18 protein-coding genes are annotated in these 19,196 nt (G+C 67.8%); 10 read left to right on the forward strand and 8 right to left on the reverse strand.

The genetic code is table 11. The features are described 5' to 3' along the window. Positions 1-20: 20 nt before the first annotated feature. The 3 genes from AB4Z46_RS06305 to lgt form a co-directional block, all read right to left on the reverse strand. A complete protein-coding gene (locus tag AB4Z46_RS06305) occupies positions 21-1,484 on the reverse strand; it encodes a malonyl-CoA decarboxylase (protein WP_442282624.1) in 1,464 nt (487 codons plus the stop codon). After that, positions 1,481-2,149 (reverse strand): GntR family transcriptional regulator, encoded by a 669-nt coding sequence (locus AB4Z46_RS06310; protein WP_442282625.1) that lies wholly within the window; start codon positions 2,147-2,149, stop codon positions 1,481-1,483. Before AB4Z46_RS06310 ends, AB4Z46_RS06305 begins: the two co-directional genes overlap by 4 nt. A 107-nt stretch (positions 2,150-2,256) precedes the next feature. Further along, complete coding sequence (gene lgt / locus AB4Z46_RS06315; protein WP_442282626.1) at positions 2,257-3,084, reverse strand: prolipoprotein diacylglyceryl transferase; 828 nt, start codon at positions 3,082-3,084, stop codon at positions 2,257-2,259. 150 nt (positions 3,085-3,234) lie between these two features. Here lgt and bfr point away from each other — a divergent pair, with 150 nt between their 5' ends. Further along, complete coding sequence (bfr, locus tag AB4Z46_RS06320; RefSeq protein ID WP_442282627.1) at positions 3,235-3,705, forward strand: bacterioferritin; 471 nt, start codon at positions 3,235-3,237, stop codon at positions 3,703-3,705. Positions 3,706-3,711: 6 nt separating this feature from the next. On the opposite strand, the gene AB4Z46_RS06325 is transcribed toward bfr, so the two are convergent. After that, entirely contained in the window at positions 3,712-4,653 is a 942-nt protein-coding gene (locus AB4Z46_RS06325; protein WP_442282628.1) for a LysR family transcriptional regulator, read from the reverse strand. A 97-nt stretch (positions 4,654-4,750) separates the two neighbouring features. On the opposite strand from AB4Z46_RS06325, the gene ilvD reads away from it, so the two are divergent. Then, positions 4,751-6,445 carry a dihydroxy-acid dehydratase gene (ilvD, locus tag AB4Z46_RS06330; RefSeq protein WP_442282629.1) on the forward strand — a complete coding sequence of 565 codons (1,695 nt, stop codon included), beginning with the start codon at positions 4,751-4,753 and terminating at the stop codon, positions 6,443-6,445. Between the two features lie 129 nt (positions 6,446-6,574). Here ilvD and AB4Z46_RS06335 read toward each other — a convergent pair whose 3' ends face one another. Next, complete coding sequence (locus tag AB4Z46_RS06335) at positions 6,575-6,832, reverse strand: TIGR04438 family Trp-rich protein (protein ID WP_442282821.1); 258 nt, start codon at positions 6,830-6,832, stop codon at positions 6,575-6,577. 105 nt (positions 6,833-6,937) lie between these two features. Here AB4Z46_RS06335 and AB4Z46_RS06340 point away from each other — a divergent pair, with 105 nt between their 5' ends. Beyond that, a complete protein-coding gene (locus AB4Z46_RS06340) occupies positions 6,938-7,243 on the forward strand; it encodes a c-type cytochrome (protein WP_442282630.1) in 306 nt (101 codons plus the stop codon). Positions 7,244-7,265: 22 nt separating this feature from the next. On the opposite strand, the gene AB4Z46_RS06345 is transcribed toward AB4Z46_RS06340, so the two are convergent. Both AB4Z46_RS06345 and acs read right to left on the reverse strand, forming a co-directional pair. After that, positions 7,266-7,772 (reverse strand): LapA family protein, encoded by a 507-nt coding sequence (locus AB4Z46_RS06345; protein ID WP_442282631.1) that lies wholly within the window; start codon positions 7,770-7,772, stop codon positions 7,266-7,268. A gap of 54 nt (positions 7,773-7,826) precedes the next feature. After that, positions 7,827-9,824, reverse strand: coding sequence for an acetate--CoA ligase (acs, locus tag AB4Z46_RS06350; protein WP_442282632.1), 1,998 nt, complete (start codon positions 9,822-9,824; stop codon positions 7,827-7,829). Between the two features lie 164 nt (positions 9,825-9,988). Here acs and AB4Z46_RS06355 point away from each other — a divergent pair, with 164 nt between their 5' ends. Next, a complete protein-coding gene (locus AB4Z46_RS06355) occupies positions 9,989-10,606 on the forward strand; it encodes a YqhA family protein (protein ID WP_442282633.1) in 618 nt (205 codons plus the stop codon). A 13-nt stretch (positions 10,607-10,619) separates the two neighbouring features. Here the strand turns inward: AB4Z46_RS06355 and fumC are convergent, their stop codons facing one another. Further along, complete coding sequence (fumC, locus tag AB4Z46_RS06360; protein ID WP_442282634.1) at positions 10,620-12,023, reverse strand: class II fumarate hydratase; 1,404 nt, start codon at positions 12,021-12,023, stop codon at positions 10,620-10,622. A gap of 498 nt (positions 12,024-12,521) precedes the next feature. Here fumC and proV point away from each other — a divergent pair, with 498 nt between their 5' ends. From proV to AB4Z46_RS06390, 6 genes are all read left to right on the forward strand, one after another. Further along, positions 12,522-13,763, forward strand: a complete 1,242-nt coding sequence (gene proV, locus AB4Z46_RS06365; protein WP_442282635.1) for a glycine betaine/L-proline ABC transporter ATP-binding protein ProV — start codon at positions 12,522-12,524, stop codon at positions 13,761-13,763. Between the two features lie 17 nt (positions 13,764-13,780). After that, positions 13,781-14,950 carry a glycine betaine/L-proline ABC transporter permease ProW gene (proW, locus tag AB4Z46_RS06370; RefSeq protein ID WP_442282636.1) on the forward strand — a complete coding sequence of 390 codons (1,170 nt, stop codon included), beginning with the start codon at positions 13,781-13,783 and terminating at the stop codon, positions 14,948-14,950. Positions 14,951-14,985: 35 nt separating this feature from the next. Next, a complete protein-coding gene (gene proX, locus AB4Z46_RS06375) occupies positions 14,986-15,993 on the forward strand; it encodes a glycine betaine/L-proline ABC transporter substrate-binding protein ProX (protein WP_442282637.1) in 1,008 nt (335 codons plus the stop codon). Between the two features lie 68 nt (positions 15,994-16,061). Continuing rightward, on the forward strand, positions 16,062-17,612 hold the full coding sequence (locus AB4Z46_RS06380) for a fumarate hydratase (protein WP_442282638.1): 1,551 nt from the start codon (positions 16,062-16,064) through the stop codon (positions 17,610-17,612). Further along, complete coding sequence (gene murI / locus AB4Z46_RS06385) at positions 17,609-18,421, forward strand: glutamate racemase (RefSeq protein ID WP_442282639.1); 813 nt, start codon at positions 17,609-17,611, stop codon at positions 18,419-18,421. Before AB4Z46_RS06380 ends, murI begins: the two co-directional genes overlap by 4 nt. After that, entirely contained in the window at positions 18,421-19,191 is a 771-nt protein-coding gene (locus tag AB4Z46_RS06390; RefSeq protein WP_442282640.1) for a hypothetical protein, read from the forward strand. Before murI ends, AB4Z46_RS06390 begins: the two co-directional genes overlap by 1 nt. Positions 19,192-19,196 lie beyond the last annotated feature (5 nt).

Below are 19,196 nucleotides of genomic sequence, written 5' to 3' on the forward strand. Positions count from 1 at the left end.
CGCCGGGCGGAGCCTCGGCCTCAGCCCCTGAGGACCAGATCGTCGATGCCGCCCGATACCGCCACCTTGCCCTGCGCAAGCAGGGTGCGGTGCTTGTCGAGCCGCTTCAGATCGTAGAGGTAGTTGACCATCAGGCCGTAGGACTGCCTCTGCCCTTTCGGCGACGGGTCGCCGCCCCAGTTGAGCCGCTCCACCCGGGCGCCGTTGCCGAGGTGGAAGCGCGCCACCGGGTCGACCGGCCTGCCCGCGGCGGTTGCGCGCCCGAGGTACTCGGCAGCCGCGTTCAGCAGCAGTTGCCGCACCGGGGATTTGGCGTCGAGCGCAACCGCCTCGTCGGCCGCGGCGAGGAAGCGTTCGGCCGAGGGCGGCAACGAGCCGATGACACGCCCCAGCTCGGCGGCCCGCTTCTCGTCGAGCCGCTCGACCATGTCGGCGGCGTGCTTCGCCAGCCAGCTGCGAAAGCCCGGGATCGGCGACAGCGTCGCGAAGGTCTTCAGGCGCGGCAGCTCGTCCTGCAGCGTCTCGACCACGCGCTTGATCAGCGAATCGCCGAAGCTCACGCCCTTGAGCCCGGTCTGCGTGCTGCTGATCGAATAGAAGATCGCGGTGGTCGCGCGGTCGGGCCTGACCAGCGCGGCGGCCTCGTCGAGCAGCGGCTCGATGCCCTCGCTGATGCGGTCGACCAGCGCCACCTCGACGAAGATCAGCGGCGTGTTGGGCAGGCGCGGATGAAAGAAGCCATAGCAGCGGCGATCGCTGTCGAGCCGGTTCTTGACGTCGGCCCAGCTCTTGATGTCGTGCACCGCCTCGTACTGGATCAGCTTTTCGATCAGCGAGGCCGGCGAGTCCCAGCTGATGCGACGCAGGTCCAGGAAGGCCATGTCGAACCAGGTCGAGAACAGGTGCTCGAGTTCGGCATCCAGCGGCAGCAGCCGGCGATCGCCCTTCAGGTGCGGCAGCAGCTCGGCGCGCAGGTCGACCAGGAAGCGCATGCCATCGGGATCGATCGCGAAGCGCTGCAGCAGCCGCGCGCGCGGCGACGCCAGCGCGCGCCGAAGCTGGACCTCGGCCTGGCCCTCGTCGGCCGTGCCGACCGCGGCCTCGTGCTGGTCGCGCGCACTGCTGAGCGTCTGCACATCAGGCGCGAAGCGTTCGCTCATCAAGAGCCAGATGTCGCGGCGCTCGTCCAGCTCGCGGGCTGCATACCACTGCACCACCGCATGGGCACGCCGTCCGGCCTCGACCTCGCTCACGCTGGGATCGACCACCGCCTGCAGTTCGACCAGCGCACGGCGCAACGCGCGCGGCGCGAGGGCTTCGCCCGGCCGGCGCAGCGTGGCATCGAGCCGCTCCGCGAGCGGGCGCGGCCCGACGGCGGCCTTCCTGGCCTTGCTCGCATCCGCGGCCGTCTTCTTGCCCGCGTCGGGCGAGTTGCCCGGACGCAGCAGCGAGACGCCGCGCGTGATCCAGTCACTGGCATTCATGAGATGAGCTTCGCTTTCTGTTGCAGCGCGACGGCCCGCAGGGCTTCGCGCTGGCGGTTCAGATGGGTGCGCATCGCGGCCTCGGCGCCGTCGCTGTCGCGCGCCTTGAGCGCGGCGAACACCGCGAGATGTTCGGACAGGCTTTGGTCGAGCCGCCCCGGCGCATGCAGCTGCTGCTGCCGCGCCAGCTTGAGGATCTTGCGCAGGTCGCCGATCACCTGTGCCAGCCAGCGGTTGTCGGCCAGCATGATGATGGCCTCGTGGATGGCGAAATTGGTCGCGTAGTAGTCGTTGATGCGCCGCGCCCGCGCGTGTTTCGCGAGCCGGCCGTGCAGCGCCTCGAGGGCGTCGAGGTCGGCATCGCTCGCATTGCGCGCGGCCTCCCAGGCGCAGCGGCCTTCCAGCAGCGCGATCACCGGGAAGATCTCGTCGAGGTCGCGCTGGGTGACCTCGGCGACGAAGCAGCCGCGGCGCGGCTCGTGCCGCAGCAGCCCCTCGGCCGTGAGCACCTTGAGGGCTTCGCGCAATGGCGTGCGAGAGATCTGGAGCCGGTCGCACACGGCCGCCTCGTCGATGAAACTGCCCGGCGCAAGCCCGCCGCCGAAGATTTCTTCGCGCAGCGTGGCGGCGACTTCGTCGTGCAAGGAGTTCTGGACCAGGCGCATCGGGGGGCGATTTCCGTAATTACGCGTAATTATCAGAATTCAGGTACCGCAGCGCAATGCCTTTTTGCGTCCGTGGATACCCCGGCGCCGCCCGGCGGCGGGGCCGATCAGCCCCGCACCACGCCCGCCCTTTGCGCCGGTCGTCCGCTGGCATAGAGCCAGAGTCCGAACGCGATCATCGGCACGCAGAGCCATTGGCCCATGCTCATGTTGAGCGCCAGCAGCCCCAGGAAGTCGTCGGGCTCCCTGAAGTACTCCGCGATGAAGCGCATCAGGCCGTAGCCGATCAGGAACACCGCCGACACGCGGCGCTCGCCGCGATCCTTGCGCGCGTAGAGCCACAGCAGCACGAACAGCAGCAGGCCCTCGAGCAGGAACTGGTAGACCTGCGAAGGATGGCGCGCCAGCATCGAACCGCTCTGCGGGAACACCATGCCCCAGGGCAGATCGGGACTGCTGAATCGGCCCCACAGTTCGCCATTGATGAAGTTGCCGACCCGCCCCGCCGCCAGTCCGGTGGGCACGCAGGGCGCGACGAAGTCCATCACCTGCCAGAACGGCCTGGCGCGCGAGCGCGAGAACCACACCATCGAGGCGATCACGCCGAGCAACCCGCCATGGAAGCTCATGCCGCCTTGCCAGACGAAGAAGATCTCCAGTGGATGCGTGAGGTAGTAGCCCGGCTTGTAGAACAGGCAGTAGCCCAGCCGGCCGCCGACGATCACGCCCATCACGCCGAGGAACAGGATGTCCTCGACGTCCTTGCGGGTCCAGGCGCCCGGACCGGTGATCGAACGGAAGGGTTCGTGCCGCAGCCGGCGCGTGCCGAGAAAATAGAACAGTGCGAAGGCGGCCAGATAGGTCAGGCCGTACCAGTGGATGGCGACCGGGCCGAGCTGCAGCGCGATGGGGTTGATCTGCGGGTACATGAGCATGGGGAGATTGTGCCGCCCCGCGCGCCCATCCCGAATGCGAACGCTTCTGATACCCACACCCATGCAGACCGCCGGCACGGGGACATCAAGGTCCCGGACGCCATTCGCCGCGATACTCGTCGACTCCCGGAACCACACAACACCAACAACATGCAGGGCGATCCCCAAGTCATCGACTACTTCAAGCAACTGGTGCGCGGCGAACTCGCCGCCCGCGACCAGTACTTCATCCATTCGCGCATCTACGAGGACCAGGGCTTCGTGAAGCTCTACACGCGCCTCGACCACGAGATGCAGGAGGAAACCCAGCACGCAGACGCGCTGATCCGCCGCATCCTGTTCCTCGGTGGCCTGCCGGACATGCGCCCGAAGGAATTCACGCCGGGCCTGACCGTGCCCGAGATGCTGAAGAAGGACCTGGCGACCGAATACGAAGTGCGCGCCGCGCTGCAGGAGGGCATGGCCCTGTGCGAAAGCGTCGGCGACTACGTCAGCCGCGACCTGCTGCTGACGCAGCTTCGGGATACCGAGGAGGACCACGCCTACTGGCTCGAGAAGCAGCTCGGCCTGATCGACAAGGTCGGGCTCGAGAACTACCTGCAAACCCAATCGCAAGGCTGAAGGCGCTCAACCGCCCTCCTCCATCCGCTCGCGCACGAAAGCCACGAAGCGGGCCAGCGCCGGGTGCCCGTCGCCGTCCAGCCAGACCATGCTGGTCTCGCACAGCGGCACGGCGGGCTGCCGCTTCCTGCCGCGCGAGCCGGCGGCGTCGGGCGTCCGGTAGACCACGCCGGGCCGCCGGAACTGCATGACGCTCTCGGGCACCCAGGCCAGGCCGAGGCCGGCCGAGACCAGGTTGACGATGGTCTGCATCTGGATCGCCTCCTGCGCCACGACCGGCAGCCGGCCCGCTGCGTGATAGAGCCCGAAGACTGCATCGTGCAGCGACGGCGCGATGCGGCGCGGAAAGATCACCAGCGGCTCGCCGAGCACCGCGTCCCACGCCAACTGCGGCGCCGCGGCCAGCGGATGGTGTTCGGGCAGCGCCAGCACCAGCGGCTCGACCGCCACCCGCAGGTGGTGCAGGCCCGGCGGCGCAAAGCCAGGCGAATGCAGCATCAGGCCAGCGTCGATGGCGCCACGCTCCAGGTCGCGCAGTTGCACGTCGCCCGTGGCCTCGACCAGCTCCAGCACCACCTGCGGGCTGTGTTCGCGGAACGCCCGCACCCAGCCCGGCAGCTGGTCGAAGCCGATGGTCGAGACGAAGGCCAACCGCACGCGCCCGACCTCGCCGGCCGCCGCCGCGCGGGCCCGCGCCGGCAGCGCCTGGGCGCGGGCCAGCAGCTCGCGCACCTCGGGCAGCAGCGCCTCGCCGGCCGGCGTCAGCGCCACGCGGCGCCGGGTGCGGTCGAACAGCAGCACGCCGAGCGTCTTCTCGAGTTGAGCGATGGCCTGCGTGACCGGCGGCTGCGTCATGTGCAGGCGCAGCGCGGCCCGCCCGAAATGGAGCTCCTCGGCGACGGCCACGAACTGGCGCCAGGCGCGCAGGTCGATCGACGTTTCTTTCATATGCCAAGCATATCAATAGCACCCTGAAATAGGATTGGAAGCAATCAATCAATCGTCCGATACTTGGCATCCCCCGATCACGAACCCGAGAACCACGATGGACACCAAACCGCTCCAGATCAACCGCCGCAGCGCCAACATCGTCGAAGGCAAGAGCCGCGCGCCGAACCGCTCGATGTTCTATGCGATGGGCTACCAGGAAGGCGACTTCAAGAAGCCCATGGTCGGCGTCGCCAATGGCCACAGCACGATCACGCCCTGCAACTCGGGCCTGCAGAAGCTGGCCGATGCCGCGATCGCCGGTATCGAGGAGGCCGGCGGCAATGCGCAGGTCTTCGGCACGCCCACCATCTCCGACGGCATGGCGATGGGCACCGAAGGCATGAAGTACTCGCTGGTCAGCCGCGAGGTGATCTCCGACTGCATCGAGACTTGCGTCGGCGGCCAGTGGATGGACGGCGTGCTGGTGGTCGGCGGCTGCGACAAGAACATGCCCGGCGGCCTGATGGGCATGCTGCGCGCCAACGTGCCGGCGATCTATGTCTATGGCGGCACCATCCTGCCGGGCAAGTACAAGGGCCAGGACCTGAACATCGTGAGCGTGTTCGAGGCCGTCGGCCAGAACGCCGCCGGCAACCTGAGCGACGAGGACCTGCGCGAGATCGAGATGCGCGCCATCCCCGGCACCGGCTCCTGCGGCGGCATGTACACGGCGAACACGATGAGCTCGGCCTTCGAGGCGCTGGGCATCTCGCTGCCCTATTCGTCGACCATGGCGAACCCGCACGACGAGAAGGCCAACTCGGCCAAGGAATCGGCCAAGGTGCTGATCGAGGCGATCAAGAAGGATCTCAAGCCGCGCGACATCGTGACCAAGAAGGCGATCGAGAACGCGGTGGCCGTGATCATGGCCACGGGCGGCTCGACCAACGCGGTGCTGCACTTCCTGGCGATCGCGCACGCCGCCGGCGTCGACTGGTCGATCGACGACTTCGAGCGCATGCGCAAGAAGGTGCCGGTGCTGTGCGACCTCAAGCCCAGCGGCAAGTACCTCGCGGTCGACCTGCACCAGGCCGGCGGCATCCCGCAGGTCATGAAGGTGCTGCTCAACGCCGGCTTGCTGCACGGCGACTGCATCACGATCACGGGGCAGACCATCGCCGAGGTCCTGAAGGACGTGCCGGACCAGCCGCGCGCGGATCAGGACGTGATCCGTCCGATCGGCAAGCCGATGTACGCCGAGGGCCATCTCGCGATCCTCAAGGGCAACCTGTCGCCCGAAGGCGCGGTGGCGAAGATCACCGGGCTCAAGAACCCGGTCATCACCGGTCCGGCGCGCGTGTTCGACGACGAGCAGTCGGCGCTGCAGGCGATCCTCGACGGCAAGATCAAGGCCGGCGACGTGATGGTGCTGCGCTACCTGGGCCCCAAGGGCGGCCCGGGCATGCCCGAGATGCTGGCGCCGACCGGCGCGCTGATCGGCGCCGGCCTGGGCGAGAGCGTGGGCCTGATCACCGACGGCCGCTTCTCGGGCGGCACCTGGGGCATGGTGGTCGGCCACGTGGCACCCGAGGCGGCGGCCGGCGGCACCATCGCCTTCGTCAACGAAGGCGACTCGATCACCATCGATGCGCACGAACTGAAGCTCGAACTGAACGTGCCCGAAGCCGAGATCGCCAAGCGCCGCGAAGGCTGGAAGGCTCCGGCGCCGCGCTACACGCGCGGCGTGCAAGCCAAGTTTGCGTTCAACGCCTCGAGCGCCAGTTCGGGCGCGGTGCTCGACAAGTATTGAGCTCGCCCCCAGGTTGCCCCGCACTGCGTGTCGGGGCGCCCACCCCCTACCGGGGGCAACACCAGCGGCCCGGCAAAGCCGGTTCCGCGGTGTTTCTGGCTAGAAGCGCGTTGGAAGCGCCGGCGGTGCTCAGCGCCTCTTGCGGCTGTTCGAGCGGCTGTTCAGCATGCCGAGGTTGCTGCGCTGGCGATCGATCCGGTCCTGGCGGCGCTGGTTCTCCTTCTCGACTACCTTGCGTTTGGTGTAGCCGGAGGCATCGGCCCACGACCACCAGGCGACAGCGAGCGCGAACGGAACCAGGACGATCCACCAACTCAGGGTGGCGACGAAGCCGATCTCGAAATATTTGAGAGCCACACCGAGCAGGCCCAGCATCAGAAACCACATCGCGAACTTCTCCGTTGTGTCAGAGGCGCGCCGGCCGAAGCGGTCCACCGCCCTGCCTACAATCGCGTTGGATCGACTTTAACGCACCCACGACTGCCAGCCCCCATGAAAAAAGCGCTCGTCCTTGCTGCCGCCGGCCTCCTCTGCGCCGCGCCCGCCTTCGCCGACCTGGCGCTGGCCACTTCGAAGAACTGCATGAGCTGCCACGCGGTCGACCGCAAGGTGCTGGGGCCGTCCTTCAAGGACATTGCAGCGAAGTACAAGGACACCAAGGGCGCCGCCGACCTGCTGGCGACCAAGATCATGAAGGGTGGCGCCGGCGTCTGGGGGCCGGTGCCGATGCCGGCCAACAACCAGGTCAGCGAAGCCGATGCGAAGAAGCTCGCGGCCTGGGTGCTGTCGACCAAATAGAGAGCCGAACGGGCAGCGCCGCTCAGACTGCCGGCGGCATCGCGGCCGGCGTGGGCACCGGCCGGCGTTCGAGACGGTCTTCCAACTGGCCCATGTGGGCCGCGATCGTGTTTTCGGACTGCTCGGCACGCTGCCTCGCGGCAACTTCGAACTGTTCGATCCGCGCGAGCAGCGCCGCGTGTCGTTCGGCATTGCGTGCCATGTGCGCGTTCTCCTGGGCCTCGAGGAAATTCCGCAGCTCAGTGAAGCGCGAGGCCTCGGCCTTGTCGGCGAGATCGCGCTGGGCCTGCATCTCCTTGGTGTGCCTGCGTGTCTCGAGCAGGATCGAGCTTTGCAGGTAGACCACGTAGGCCACGAAGAAGATGCCCAGCAGCGCGGTCAGGCCCAGCATGATCAGGCCCAGCGGCGCGGTGACCTGCATGAAGCCGATCGAGATCAATGTGGGCGTCGCGATCGTGCCCCAGTTCAACGCGGCCAGTGCCGCGATCAGCAGCACGACCACCAGCAGCACAGCGGTTCTCAATCCCATTTTTGTTTTCCCTGAAGTTGATTGAACTGCCGCTGCGCCAGGGAGACCAGGCGCTCAATAGGCCTGGCCGAGCTGTTCCAGAATGGCCGGATTCTCGAGCGTCGAGGTGTCCTGGGTGATGGCCTCGCCCTTGGCAAGGCTGCGCAGCAGGCGCCGCATGATCTTACCGCTGCGCGTCTTCGGAAGGTTCTCGCCGAAGCGGATGTCTTTGGGCTTTGCGATGGGTCCGATTTCCTTCGCCACCCAATTGCGCAGTTCGGCGGCGATCTTGCGGGCTTCGTCTTCCGTGGCCGGCCGTCCGCGCTTGAGCACCACGAAGGCGCAGACCGCCTCGCCGGTGAGGTCGTCGGGCCGGCCCACCACGGCCGCCTCGGCCACCAGATCGGTCTTGGCGACCAGCGCCGACTCGATCTCCATGGTGCCCAGCCGGTGGCCCGAGACATTGAGCACGTCGTCGATGCGCCCCGTGATCCGGAAGTAGCCGCGGTCGGCGCTGCGCACCGCGCCGTCGCCCGCGAGGTAGATCGTGCCGCCCATTTCCTCGGGGAAATAGCTCTTCTTGAAGCGCTCCGGGTCGTTCCAGATGGTGCGGATCATCGAAGGCCAGGGCCGCTTGATGACCAGCATGCCGCCGGCGCCGTTCGGGATGTCCTTGCCGGTCTCGTCGACGATCGCGGCCATGATGCCGGGCAGCGGCAGCGTGCACGATCCCGGCACCAACGGCGTGGCGCCCGGCAGCGGCGTGATCACGTGGCCGCCGGTCTCGGTCTGCCAGAAGGTGTCGACGATCGGACATTTCTCGGCGCCGACGTGCCGGTGGTACCACATCCAGGCTTCGGGATTGATCGGCTCGCCCACGGTGCCGAGAATGCGCAGCGACGACAGGTCCCAGTTCTTCGGGTGCACCTTCTCGTCGCTGTCGGCGGCCTTGATCAGCGAACGGATCGCGGTCGGCGCGGTGTAGAAGATCGAAACCTTGTGCTTCTCGATCATCTGCCAGAAGCGGCCCGCATGCGGGAAGGTCGGGATGCCCTCGAACACCACCTGCGTGGCGCCGGCAGCCAGCGGACCGTAGGCGACGTAGGTGTGGCCGGTGATCCAGCCGATGTCGGCGGTGCACCAGAACACGTCCTCCGGACGGATGTCGAAGGTCCAGTCCATCGTGAGCTTGGCCCACAGCAGGTAGCCTCCGGTCGCGTGCTGCACGCCCTTGGGCTTCCCGGTAGAGCCGGAGGTGTAGAGGATGAAGAGCGGATGCTCCGCGCCCACCGGCACCGGCGGACATTCGCTGCTCTGGCCCTGGAGGGCCTCGCCGAAGGTCTTGTCGCGCCCGGCCACCATGCGGCAGGCGGTCGCGGTGCGCTGGTAGACCAGCACGGTCTTGATCGATTCGCAGCCTCCCAGGTCGATGCCGTCGTCGACGATCGCCTTCAGCGGCAGTTCCTTGCCGCCGCGCAACTGGTAGTTGGCGGTGATCACCGCCACCGCACCGGCGTCGATGATGCGTTCCTGCAGCGCCTTGGCCGAGAAGCCGCCGAACACCACGCTGTGGGTGGCGCCGATGCGGGCGCAGGCCTGCATCGCGATCACGCCTTCGATGGTCATCGGCATGTAGATGATGACCCGGTCGCCCTTGCGGATGCCTTCGGCCTTGAGCGCATTGGCGAACTGCGAGACGCGCGCCAGCAGTTCCTTGTACGTGACCTTGGTGACCACGCCGTCGTCGGCCTCGAAGACGATCGCGGTCTTGTTCTCGACCGGCGTGCCGATGTGCTTGTCCAGGCAATTGGCCGAAGCGTTGAGTTCGCCGTCCTCGAACCACTTGTAGAAAGGCACGTTCGATTCGTCGAGCGTGCGCGTGAAGGGCTTGGTCCACACCACGTTGGCTCGCGCCTGGCGCGCCCAGAAGCCGTCGAAGTCGTCCGCGGCTTCCTTGCAGAGCGCTTCGTACGCCGCCATGCTGGCGATGCGCGCCCCTTGGCTGGCCCGCTCGTCGGGCGGGAAAACTCGGTTCTCGACCAGGACGGATTCGATCGTGGATGCGCTGCTCATTCTTGTCTCCTGTACCAAACGTGATGACGGGCGGTAATGTCGGGTCCCGCACTTACTGCCGACTGACGGGACATATTAACGACCCCAAGCGGCGCAAGGCCTCATTGGGCAGCCCCTAGAATCGCGCGTTTACAGTTGTTGGCAAAGCCCGCCGAAACCTTTCGATGTCAAACGACGACACCCTTCTTCCGAAACGCGGCAAAGTCTCGCCGTTGCGTCCGCTCCCCAACCTGATCTTCGCCAGCCGCTGGCTGCAATTGCCGCTGTACCTGGGCCTGATCGTCGCCCAGGCCGTGTACGTGATGCATTTCCTGGTCGAGCTCACGCACCTGGTCGAGGCCGCCTTCGGCAGCACGGATGCGCTCGAAGCCCTGGTCACCAGCATCGGCTACAAGACCGCCGCGCCGGTCACGACGCTGAACGAGACCGTGATCATGCTGGTGGTGCTGGCGCTGATCGACGTGGTGATGATCTCCAACCTGCTGATCATGGTGATCGTCGGCGGCTACGAGACCTTCGTGAGCCGCCTCAACCTCGAAGGCCACCGCGACCAGCCCGAATGGCTGAGCCACGTCAATGCCTCGGTGCTGAAGGTCAAGCTGGCCACCGCCATCATCGGCATCAGCTCGATCCATCTGCTCAAGACCTTCATCAACGCGGACAACTACACCGACCGCGTGCTGATCGCCCAGACCGCGATCCACATCACCTTCCTGCTGTCGGCGATTGCGATCGCCTACACGGACCGGCTGATGTCGCGATCGCTCGACGACAGCCACTGACTGACGGCCTCGCTCACCCGAGGCGCCCCGTCATGTTCTCCGGCACCACCCACTGGTCGAACTGCTCGGCCGTGAGGTGCCCCGACGCGATCGCCGCCTCGCGCAGGCTGCTGCCCTCCTTGTGCGCCTTCTTCGCGATGAAGGCCGCCTTGTCGTAGCCGATGTGTGTGTTGAGCGCGGTCACCAGCATCAGCGAGCGCTGGACCAGTTCGGTGATCCGCTCGCGGTTCGGCTCGATGCCGACGGCGCAATGGTCGTTGAAGCTCACCATGCCGTCGGCCAGCAGGCGCACGCTCTGCAGGAAGTTGTGCGCCACCATCGGGCGGAACACGTTGAGCTCGAAGTTGCCGGAGGCACCGCCGAAGTTGATCGCGACGTCGTTGCCGAACACCTGGGCCGCGAGCATCGTGACCGCCTCGCTCTGCGTCGGGTTGACCTTGCCCGGCATGATCGAGGAGCCCGGCTCGTTCTCGGGAATGCTGAGCTCGCCGATGCCGCTGCGCGGGCCGCTGGCGAGCCAGCGCACGTCGTTGGCGATCTTCATCAGGCTGGCGGCCAGGGTCTTCAAGGCGCCGTGCGCGTGCACCAGCGCGTCGACGCTGGCCATCGCCTCGAACTTGTTCGGTGCCGTGACGAAGGGCAAGCCGGTGAGCTTCGCCAGTTCGGCCGCCACCTGTTCGGCATAGCCCTTGGGCGCGTTCAGCCCGGTGCCCACGGCGGTGCCGCCCAGCGCCAGCTCGCACAAGTGCGGCAACGCGGCGCGCACATGCGCCTCGCCGTGCGCGAGTTGCGCGACGTAGCCCGAGAACTCCTGGCCCAGCGTGAGCGGCGTGGCGTCCTGGAGGTGGGTGCGGCCGATCTTCACGATGTCGGCGAAGTCCTTGGATTTCCTGTCCAGCGTCCCGCGCAGCCTGGCCATCGCCGGCAGCAGCTTGTGCGTGATCGCCTCGACCGCCGCCACGTGCATCGCGGTCGGGAACACGTCGTTCGACGACTGGCTGCGGTTGACGTCGTCGTTCGGGTGCACGAGGCGCCCTTCGCCGCGCTCGCCGCCCAGCAGTTCGCTCGCGCGGTTGGCCAGCACCTCGTTGACGTTCATGTTGGTCTGCGTGCCCGAGCCGGTCTGCCAGACCACCAGCGGGAACTCGTCGGCGTGCTTGCCGGCGATCACTTCGTCGGCGGCGGCGGCGATGGCCTGGGTCTTCTTCTCGTCCTGCAGCCCGAGCGCGTGGTTGACCACCGCCGAGGCACGCTTGACCTGCGCCAGGGCCCGGATGATCTCGCGCGGCTGCTGCTCGCCGGAGATGTCGAAATTCTGCAGCGAGCGCTGGGTCTGCGCGCCCCATAGCTTGTCGGCAGGGACCTCGATCGGGCCGAAGGTGTCGCGTTCGATGCGGGTCTTGGGGGATGTCGTCATGAAAGAACTCCTCTGTCAGGGATGGGGACCGGCCATTCACCGGGCGCTAGGCCGAGTATCGTCGCAAACAAGAATGGATCGCATTTGATAGTCCTGCCTAGGCTTGACTCTTCATGTCAAAAAGTTATAATTCGACCTCCCAGACGATCGACTAGTCATGTTGATCACCCTGCACTACTCGCGGATCTCCGAATCCCGTCGCGGTGCAGGATCCTCTCCCGCCGGGTCCAGCCCGGCAACCGGCCGGATCTTTCCGGTCCCATTGCTACACCACGCTCATCCAGGCGGCGCCCCTCGACCAGGCCCGCTGCCCTGCGAATGAAGCATCCGGTGGGCACTGGTTTCGTCGCCACGTCGTCTTCAGTGCCTGTCGGCAGCCCTTGAGGCTCGCCGGGCCGTTGCACGCGCCCTCCGCGGACCCCCATCGGCTGGTGGCGTGGCCGCCGTCGCCCTCCTGGGCGGCGCCCTGTCCACCCTTCACACAAGGAGCCCCCGCCCATGGCCAAAGGAATTCTCATCGATCACGTGTTCAAGGTCTTCGGCGACGAGCCGGAACAAGCCCTGGACCTGGTCCGCCAAGGCCTTTCCAAGAAGGAGATCCTGGCGCGCACCGGCCAGTCGATCGGCGTGTTCGACGCCACCTTCGAGATCCAGGCCGGCGAGATCTTCGTCATCATGGGCCTCTCGGGCTCGGGCAAGTCCACGCTGGTGCGCCTGCTCAACCGGCTGATCGAGCCGACCGCCGGGCGCATCGTGATCGACGGCGCCGACATCAACGAGCACTCGGACGCGAAGCTGCGCGCGTTGCGCCGCAAGGACATCAGCATGGTGTTCCAGTCCTTCGCCCTGATGCCGCACATGACGGTGCGCGAGAACACCGCCTTCGGCCTGGAACTCGCCGGCGCCAGCAGGAAGGAACGCCTCGAACAGGCCGACCAGGCGCTGGCCCAGGTGGGGCTCGCGGGCTGGGGCGACAGCTATCCCGACGAGCTCTCGGGCGGCATGCAGCAGCGCGTGGGCCTGGCGCGCGCACTGGCCTCCGACCCTTCCATCCTGCTGATGGACGAAGCCTTCTCGGCGCTCGACCCGATCATCCGGACCGAGATGCAGTCGGAGCTGCTGCGGCTGCAGCAGGCCCAGCGCCGCACCATCGTCTTCATTTCCCACGACCTCGACGAAGCGATGCGCATCGGCGACCGCATCGCGATCATGAAGGACGGCCACGTGATCCAGGTCGGCACGCCCGACGAGATCCTGCGCAGCCCGGCCGACGACTACGTGCGCAGCTTCGTGCGCGGCGTCGATGCCGCGGCGGTCTTCAAGGCCGCGGACATCGCACGCCAGTCGCTCACCGTGGTCTCCGAGCACGCCGAACGCGGCGCGCGCGCAGCGCTCAAGCTGCTCGAGGACCAGGACCGCGACCATGCCTACGTGGTGAACGCCGGAAAACGCTACCTGGGCACGGTGTCGGCCGACACGCTGCGCGCGGCCCTCGACGGGCATTCGGGCCCGCTCGGCCTGCAACACGCGTTCTTGAATGCGCTGCCGCCGATCGCGGCGGATGCGCCCGTGGCCGGCCTGTTCGGCCAGGTCGCGCAGGCGCCGTGCGCCGTGCCGGTGGTGGCCGGCGACGGCCGCTTCTGCGGTGCCATCAGCAAGACCACGCTGCTGAAGTTCCTCGACCGCGACACGCCGCCGATGGAGCCTGCGGCCGCCGTGGCCGTCGCCGAAACGCACTGACCCCGAAGGATCCCTTGATGAACGACACCGCACTTCCTTCCGAAATCGCCCCGTTGAACGACGCCATGGCGTCGCTGCCGCCGCCAACGTCGACCGACCCCTGGGCCAGCGTCTCGGCCACGCCCGATGCGTCCGCGGCCAGCGACTGGCTCGACGCACCGGCCCCGGTCGACGCGGCGCAGCAGTTGGCCGGATCGGTCGACCCCATGGCCGGCGGCCTCCAGCTCAATCGCCTCTGGGATGGCTCCCTGCCCATCGAATCCTGGATCAACCAGGGGCTCGGCTGGGTGGTCGCGCATTTCCGCCCCTTCTTCCAGACCGTGCGGCTGCCCATCGACGGCATGCTGACCTGGGTGCAAGGCCTTCTCAATGGCCTCCCGGCGCTGGCCATGATCGCGCTGATCGGCCTGCTGGCCTGGCAGTTCGCCGGCCGCAAGCTCGCCATCGGGACCGCCGTGTCGCTGTTGCTGGTGGCGTTGCTCGGCATCTGGTCCGAAGCCATGGTCACGCTGTCGCTGGTGCTGACCTCCCTGGTGTTCTGTATGGTGATCGGCCTGCCGCTGGGCGTGCTGCTGGCCAGCAGCGACCGGGCCCAGCGCCTGATGCGCCCGGTGCTCGACGCGATGCAGACCACGCCCGCCTTCGTCTACCTGGTGCCGGTGGTGATGCTGTTCGGCATCGGCAACGTGCCGGGCGTGATCGTGACCATCGTCTTCGCGCTGGCGCCGCTGGTGCGCCTGACCAACCTGGGCCTGCGCCAGGTGCGGCCCGACCTGATCGAGGCCGCCCGCGCCTACGGTGCGTCGCCCTGGCAGATGCTCGTGAAGGTGAAGCTGCCGCTGGCCATGCCGTCGATCATGGCGGGCATCAACCAGGCGCTGATGCTGTCGCTGTCGATGGTGGTGATCGCCTCGATGATCGCCGTCGGCGGGCTGGGCCAGATGGTGCTGCGCGGCATCGGCCGGCTCGACATGGGCCTGGCGACCGTCGGCGGCCTGGGCATCGTGCTGCTGGCGATCTCGCTCGACCGCCTGACCCAGGCCATGGGACGGTCGCGCCGCAGCGCCGGGCGCCGCTGGTGGCACACCGGACCGGCCGGCTTCGCGCTGCGCCTGCTGCATCGCTTGGTGCGCCCCTCGCGCAGCGAGAGCGAACCCGTCGCGGCCCTGTCCACGCAAGCGCAGTGAAAGGCCCCGCCATGACCTTCGAAGGAATCCGACGCATGAAGAGAACCCGCCCCGTCGCACGCGGCCTGCTGGCCATCGGCCTGCTCGTCCTCGGCCTCGCCACCCAAGCCCGCGCCAATGGCCTGCCGGGCAAGGGCGTCACTGTGCAGCCGCTCAAGAGTTCGCTGGCGGAAGAGATGTTCCAGACGCTGCTGGTGTCCAGGGCCCTGGAGAAGCTCGGCTACGCGGTCGAACCGATGAAGGACCTCGAACCCGCCACCGAGCACCTGGCGATCGCCAACGGGGACGCCACCTTCATGGCCAACCACTGGAACCTGCTGCACGCCGACTTCTACAGGAACAGCGGCGGCGACGCCAGGCTGTCCCGCCGGGGGGTCTATGCGGACGGTGCGGTCCAGGGCTACCTGATCGACAGGAAGACGGCCGAGCAGTACAACATCACCCGCATCGACCAGCTGAAGGACCCGGCGATCGCGAAGCTTTTCGACACCGACGGCGACGGCAAGGCCGACCTGACCGGCTGCAACCCCGGCTGGGGCTGCGAACTGGCGATCGAGAACCACCTCACGGCCTACCAGTTGCGCGACAGCGTGACCCACAAGCAAGGCAGCTATGCCGCGCTGATGGCCGACACCATCGCCCGCTTCAAGCAGGGCCAGCCGATCCTCTACTACACCTGGACGCCGTATTGGGTCAGCGCCGTGCTGCGGCCGGGCACGGACGTGGTCTGGCTGCAGGTGCCGTTCTCGTCCTCGCAGGGCGACAGCGTCGACACCCGGCTTGCCAACGGCAGAAACTACGGCTTCCTGGCCAACCAACAGCAGATCGTCGCCAACAAGGACTTCGTCGCGAAGAACCCGGCGGCCGGGCGCCTGTTCGAGGTCATGAAGCTGCCGATCGCCGACATCAACGCCCAGAACCTGCGCATGAGCCAGGGCGCCAACAGCCAGCGGGACGTCGAGCGCCACGTCGACGGCTGGATCCGGGTCCACCAGCCGTTGTTCGATGGCTGGATCGAGGAGGCGCGGGCCGCCGCGAGGTGAGGCGGGCGGAGGTTTTTTGCGGCTGAGATAATCGCCGGGCGTCCCCACTCACAAGAAATCTCCCCACCATGACCACCATTCAGCAAGCCGACCTGATCGAGTCGGTTGCCGCCGCGCTGCAATACATCAGCTACTACCACCCGGCCGACTACATCGCCCATCTGGCCCGCGCCTACGAGCGCGAGCAGAGCCCGGCGGCCAAGGACGCGATGGCGCAGATCCTGACCAACAGCAAGATGAGCGCGACCGGCCACCGGCCGATCTGCCAGGACACCGGCATCGTCAACGTGTTCCTGAAGGTGGGCATGGACGTGCGCTGGGGCGGCTTCACGGGCAGCCTGGACGACGCCATCAACGAAGGCGTGCGGCGCGGCTACAACCACCCCGACAACACGCTGCGCGCCTCGGTCGTGGCCGATCCGCAGTTCGACCGCAAGAACACCAAGGACAACACGCCGGCCGTGATCTTCACCGAGATCGTCCCGGGCAACACGGTCGAAGTGACGGTCGCGGCCAAGGGCGGCGGCAGCGAGAACAAGAGCAAGCTGGCGATGCTCAATCCCGGCGACAGCATCGTCGACTGGGTGCTCAAGACGGTGCCGACCATGGGCGCCGGCTGGTGCCCGCCCGGCATGCTGGGCATCGGCATCGGCGGCACCGCCGAGAAGGCCGCGCTGATGGCCAAGCAAAGCCTGATGGACGACCTCGACATGCACGAGCTGCAGGCCAAGAAGGCCTCGGGCGCCGAGCTGACCAAGGTCGAGGCGCTGCGCATCGAGCTGTACGAGAAGGTCAATGCGCTGGGCATCGGCGCGCAGGGGCTGGGCGGCCTCTCGACCGTGCTCGACGTCAAGATCCAGATGTATCCGACGCACGCGGCCAGCAAGCCGGTCGCGATGATCCCGAACTGTGCCGCCACCCGCCACGCGCATTTCGTGCTCGACGGCTCGGGCCCGGTGTACCTCGAGGCGCCCTCGCTCGACCTCTGGCCGAAGATCGACTGGCAGCCTGACACCAACAAAAGCAAGCGGGTCGACCTCGACAAGCTCACGCCGGCCGAAGTCGCGAGCTGGAAGCCCGGCGACACGCTGTTGCTCAACGGCAAGATGCTGACCGGCCGCGATGCCGCCCACAAGCGCATCTCCGACATGCTGGCCAAGGGCGAGAAGCTGCCGGTGGACTTCACCAACCGCGTGATCTACTACGTGGGCCCGGTCGACCCGGTCGGCAACGAGGCCGTCGGCCCCGCCGGCCCGACCACCGCCACGCGCATGGACGGCTTCACCGAGATGATGCTGGCCCAGACCGGCCTGATCGCGATGATCGGCAAGGCCGAGCGCGGCCCGGTCGCGATCGAGGCCATCAAGAAGCACCAGAGCGCCTACCTGATGGCCGTCGGCGGCGCCGCCTACCTCGTGAGCAAGGCCATCAAGACGGCCAAGGTGGTCGGCTTCGCGGACCTCGGCATGGAAGCCATCTACGAGTTCGACGTGGTCGACATGCCGGTGACGGTGGCGGTCGATGCCGGCGGCACCAGCGCCCACATCACGGGCCCGGCCGAATGGCAGAAGCGCATCGCCAGCGGCGAGTTCAAGACCATCACGCTGGAACCGGCTTGAACCTGGCGCGCGTCGATGGTCCCGTGCATGCCGACGATCCGATCGGCGTGTTCGACAGCGGCGTCGGGGGCCTGAGCGTCCTCAACGCGCTGCGCGAGGCATTGCCGCACGAGCGCTTCGTCTACTTCGCCGACACCGCCCATGCGCCGTACGGCGAGCGCGGCGACGCCTTCGTCGCCGAGCGCAGCGCCGCGGTCGCGCGCCATCTGCTCGATGCGCACCGGATCAAGGCGCTGGTGGTGGCCTGCAACACCGCGACCGCGGCCGCGATCCACCGGCTGCGCGCCGACCATCCGGCGCTGCCCGTGGTTGGCGTCGAGCCCGCGCTCAAGCCCGCGGTGGCGCTGAGCCGAACCGGGCACATCGCGGTGCTGGCGACCCGCGTGACCGTCGAGAGCCGCAAGTTCCAGACCCTGCTCGCCTCGCTGGCCGGACAGGCCTCCTTCAGCATCGTGGCCTGCGACGGCCTGGCCGGCGCCATCGAGCGCTCCGACGCGGCGCGGATCTCGGCGCTGTGCGAACAGTATTCGGCCGCCGCAGGATGCTTCGGCAGCGGCGACGGCCAGCTCGACACGCTGGTGCTGGGCTGCACCCACTACCCCTTCATCGCCGACGAATTGCGCCGCCACACCGGTGAGGCGGTCCGCTTCATCGATACCGGCGCCCCCGTGGCGCAACAGACGCGGCGGCTGCTCGCCCAGGCCGGCACGCAGCGCACCGAAGGCATCGGCGACCTGTGCCTGCTGAGCAGCGGCGCCCCCGAATCCCTGAACGCCGCGGCCGCCCGCTGGCTCGCGGCGACCGCCTGATGCGCCGCCTTCGCCGCACACTGCTTCTCGGCTGGCTGCTGGCGACCTTCGGCATCGCCTCCCAGGCGGCCTGCGACACCGGCCTGGCAGAGCGCATGCATGCCAAGCTGCACCCGAAACGGGCGCTCGACCACGAGCGTGCCGTGTGCGAGCCATGGCGCGGCGTGCCGGGTCGCTTCATCGTGGTGCTGCCGCTGCCGCGCCCCGCGTCGGAGCCCGGCACCACCGGGTTCGACCTCGACGTGCTGTTGGTTCAGCAGGCCGACAACGGCAACACCGAACGGGCCAAGGTCGTGAGCCGGCTGTTCGAAGAGGAGGCGCTGACCGAGGACGCCGTGCGCATCGGCGAGATCCGGGTCGACGGCGCGCGCTACACGCTGGCGCCCGATGCGCGCGCCTTCGGGCTGCGCATCCTGCGCCAGGGTTCGTCGCGCGCCAATCCCTATTCGAACGAGACCCTCACGCTCTATGTGCCGCAGGGCCCGAAGCTCGCCAAGGTGCTCGATCGCCTCGAGCTGACGCTGGAACAAGGCGAATGGGACACCAACTGCACCGGCAGCTTCGAAACCGTCCGCGGCAGCCTGTCGGTCGCCCGCGCCTCCAGCAGCGGCTATGCCGACCTGATCCTGCGCCAGGCCCGCTCCGACAGCCGATCGAGCCCGCTGGGCGACGAATGCGTGACCCAGGAGCGGCCGCAGGCCTTCAAGTCGCGCCTGCTGCGCTTCGACGGCACGCGCTACCGCCTGGCCAAGGGCGCCGCGCCCGACTGAGCCTG

It is taken from the genome of Variovorax sp. M-6 (genome assembly GCF_052114385.1).
In the GTDB taxonomy this organism is placed as follows: Bacteria; Pseudomonadota; Gammaproteobacteria; order Burkholderiales; family Burkholderiaceae_C; genus Variovorax.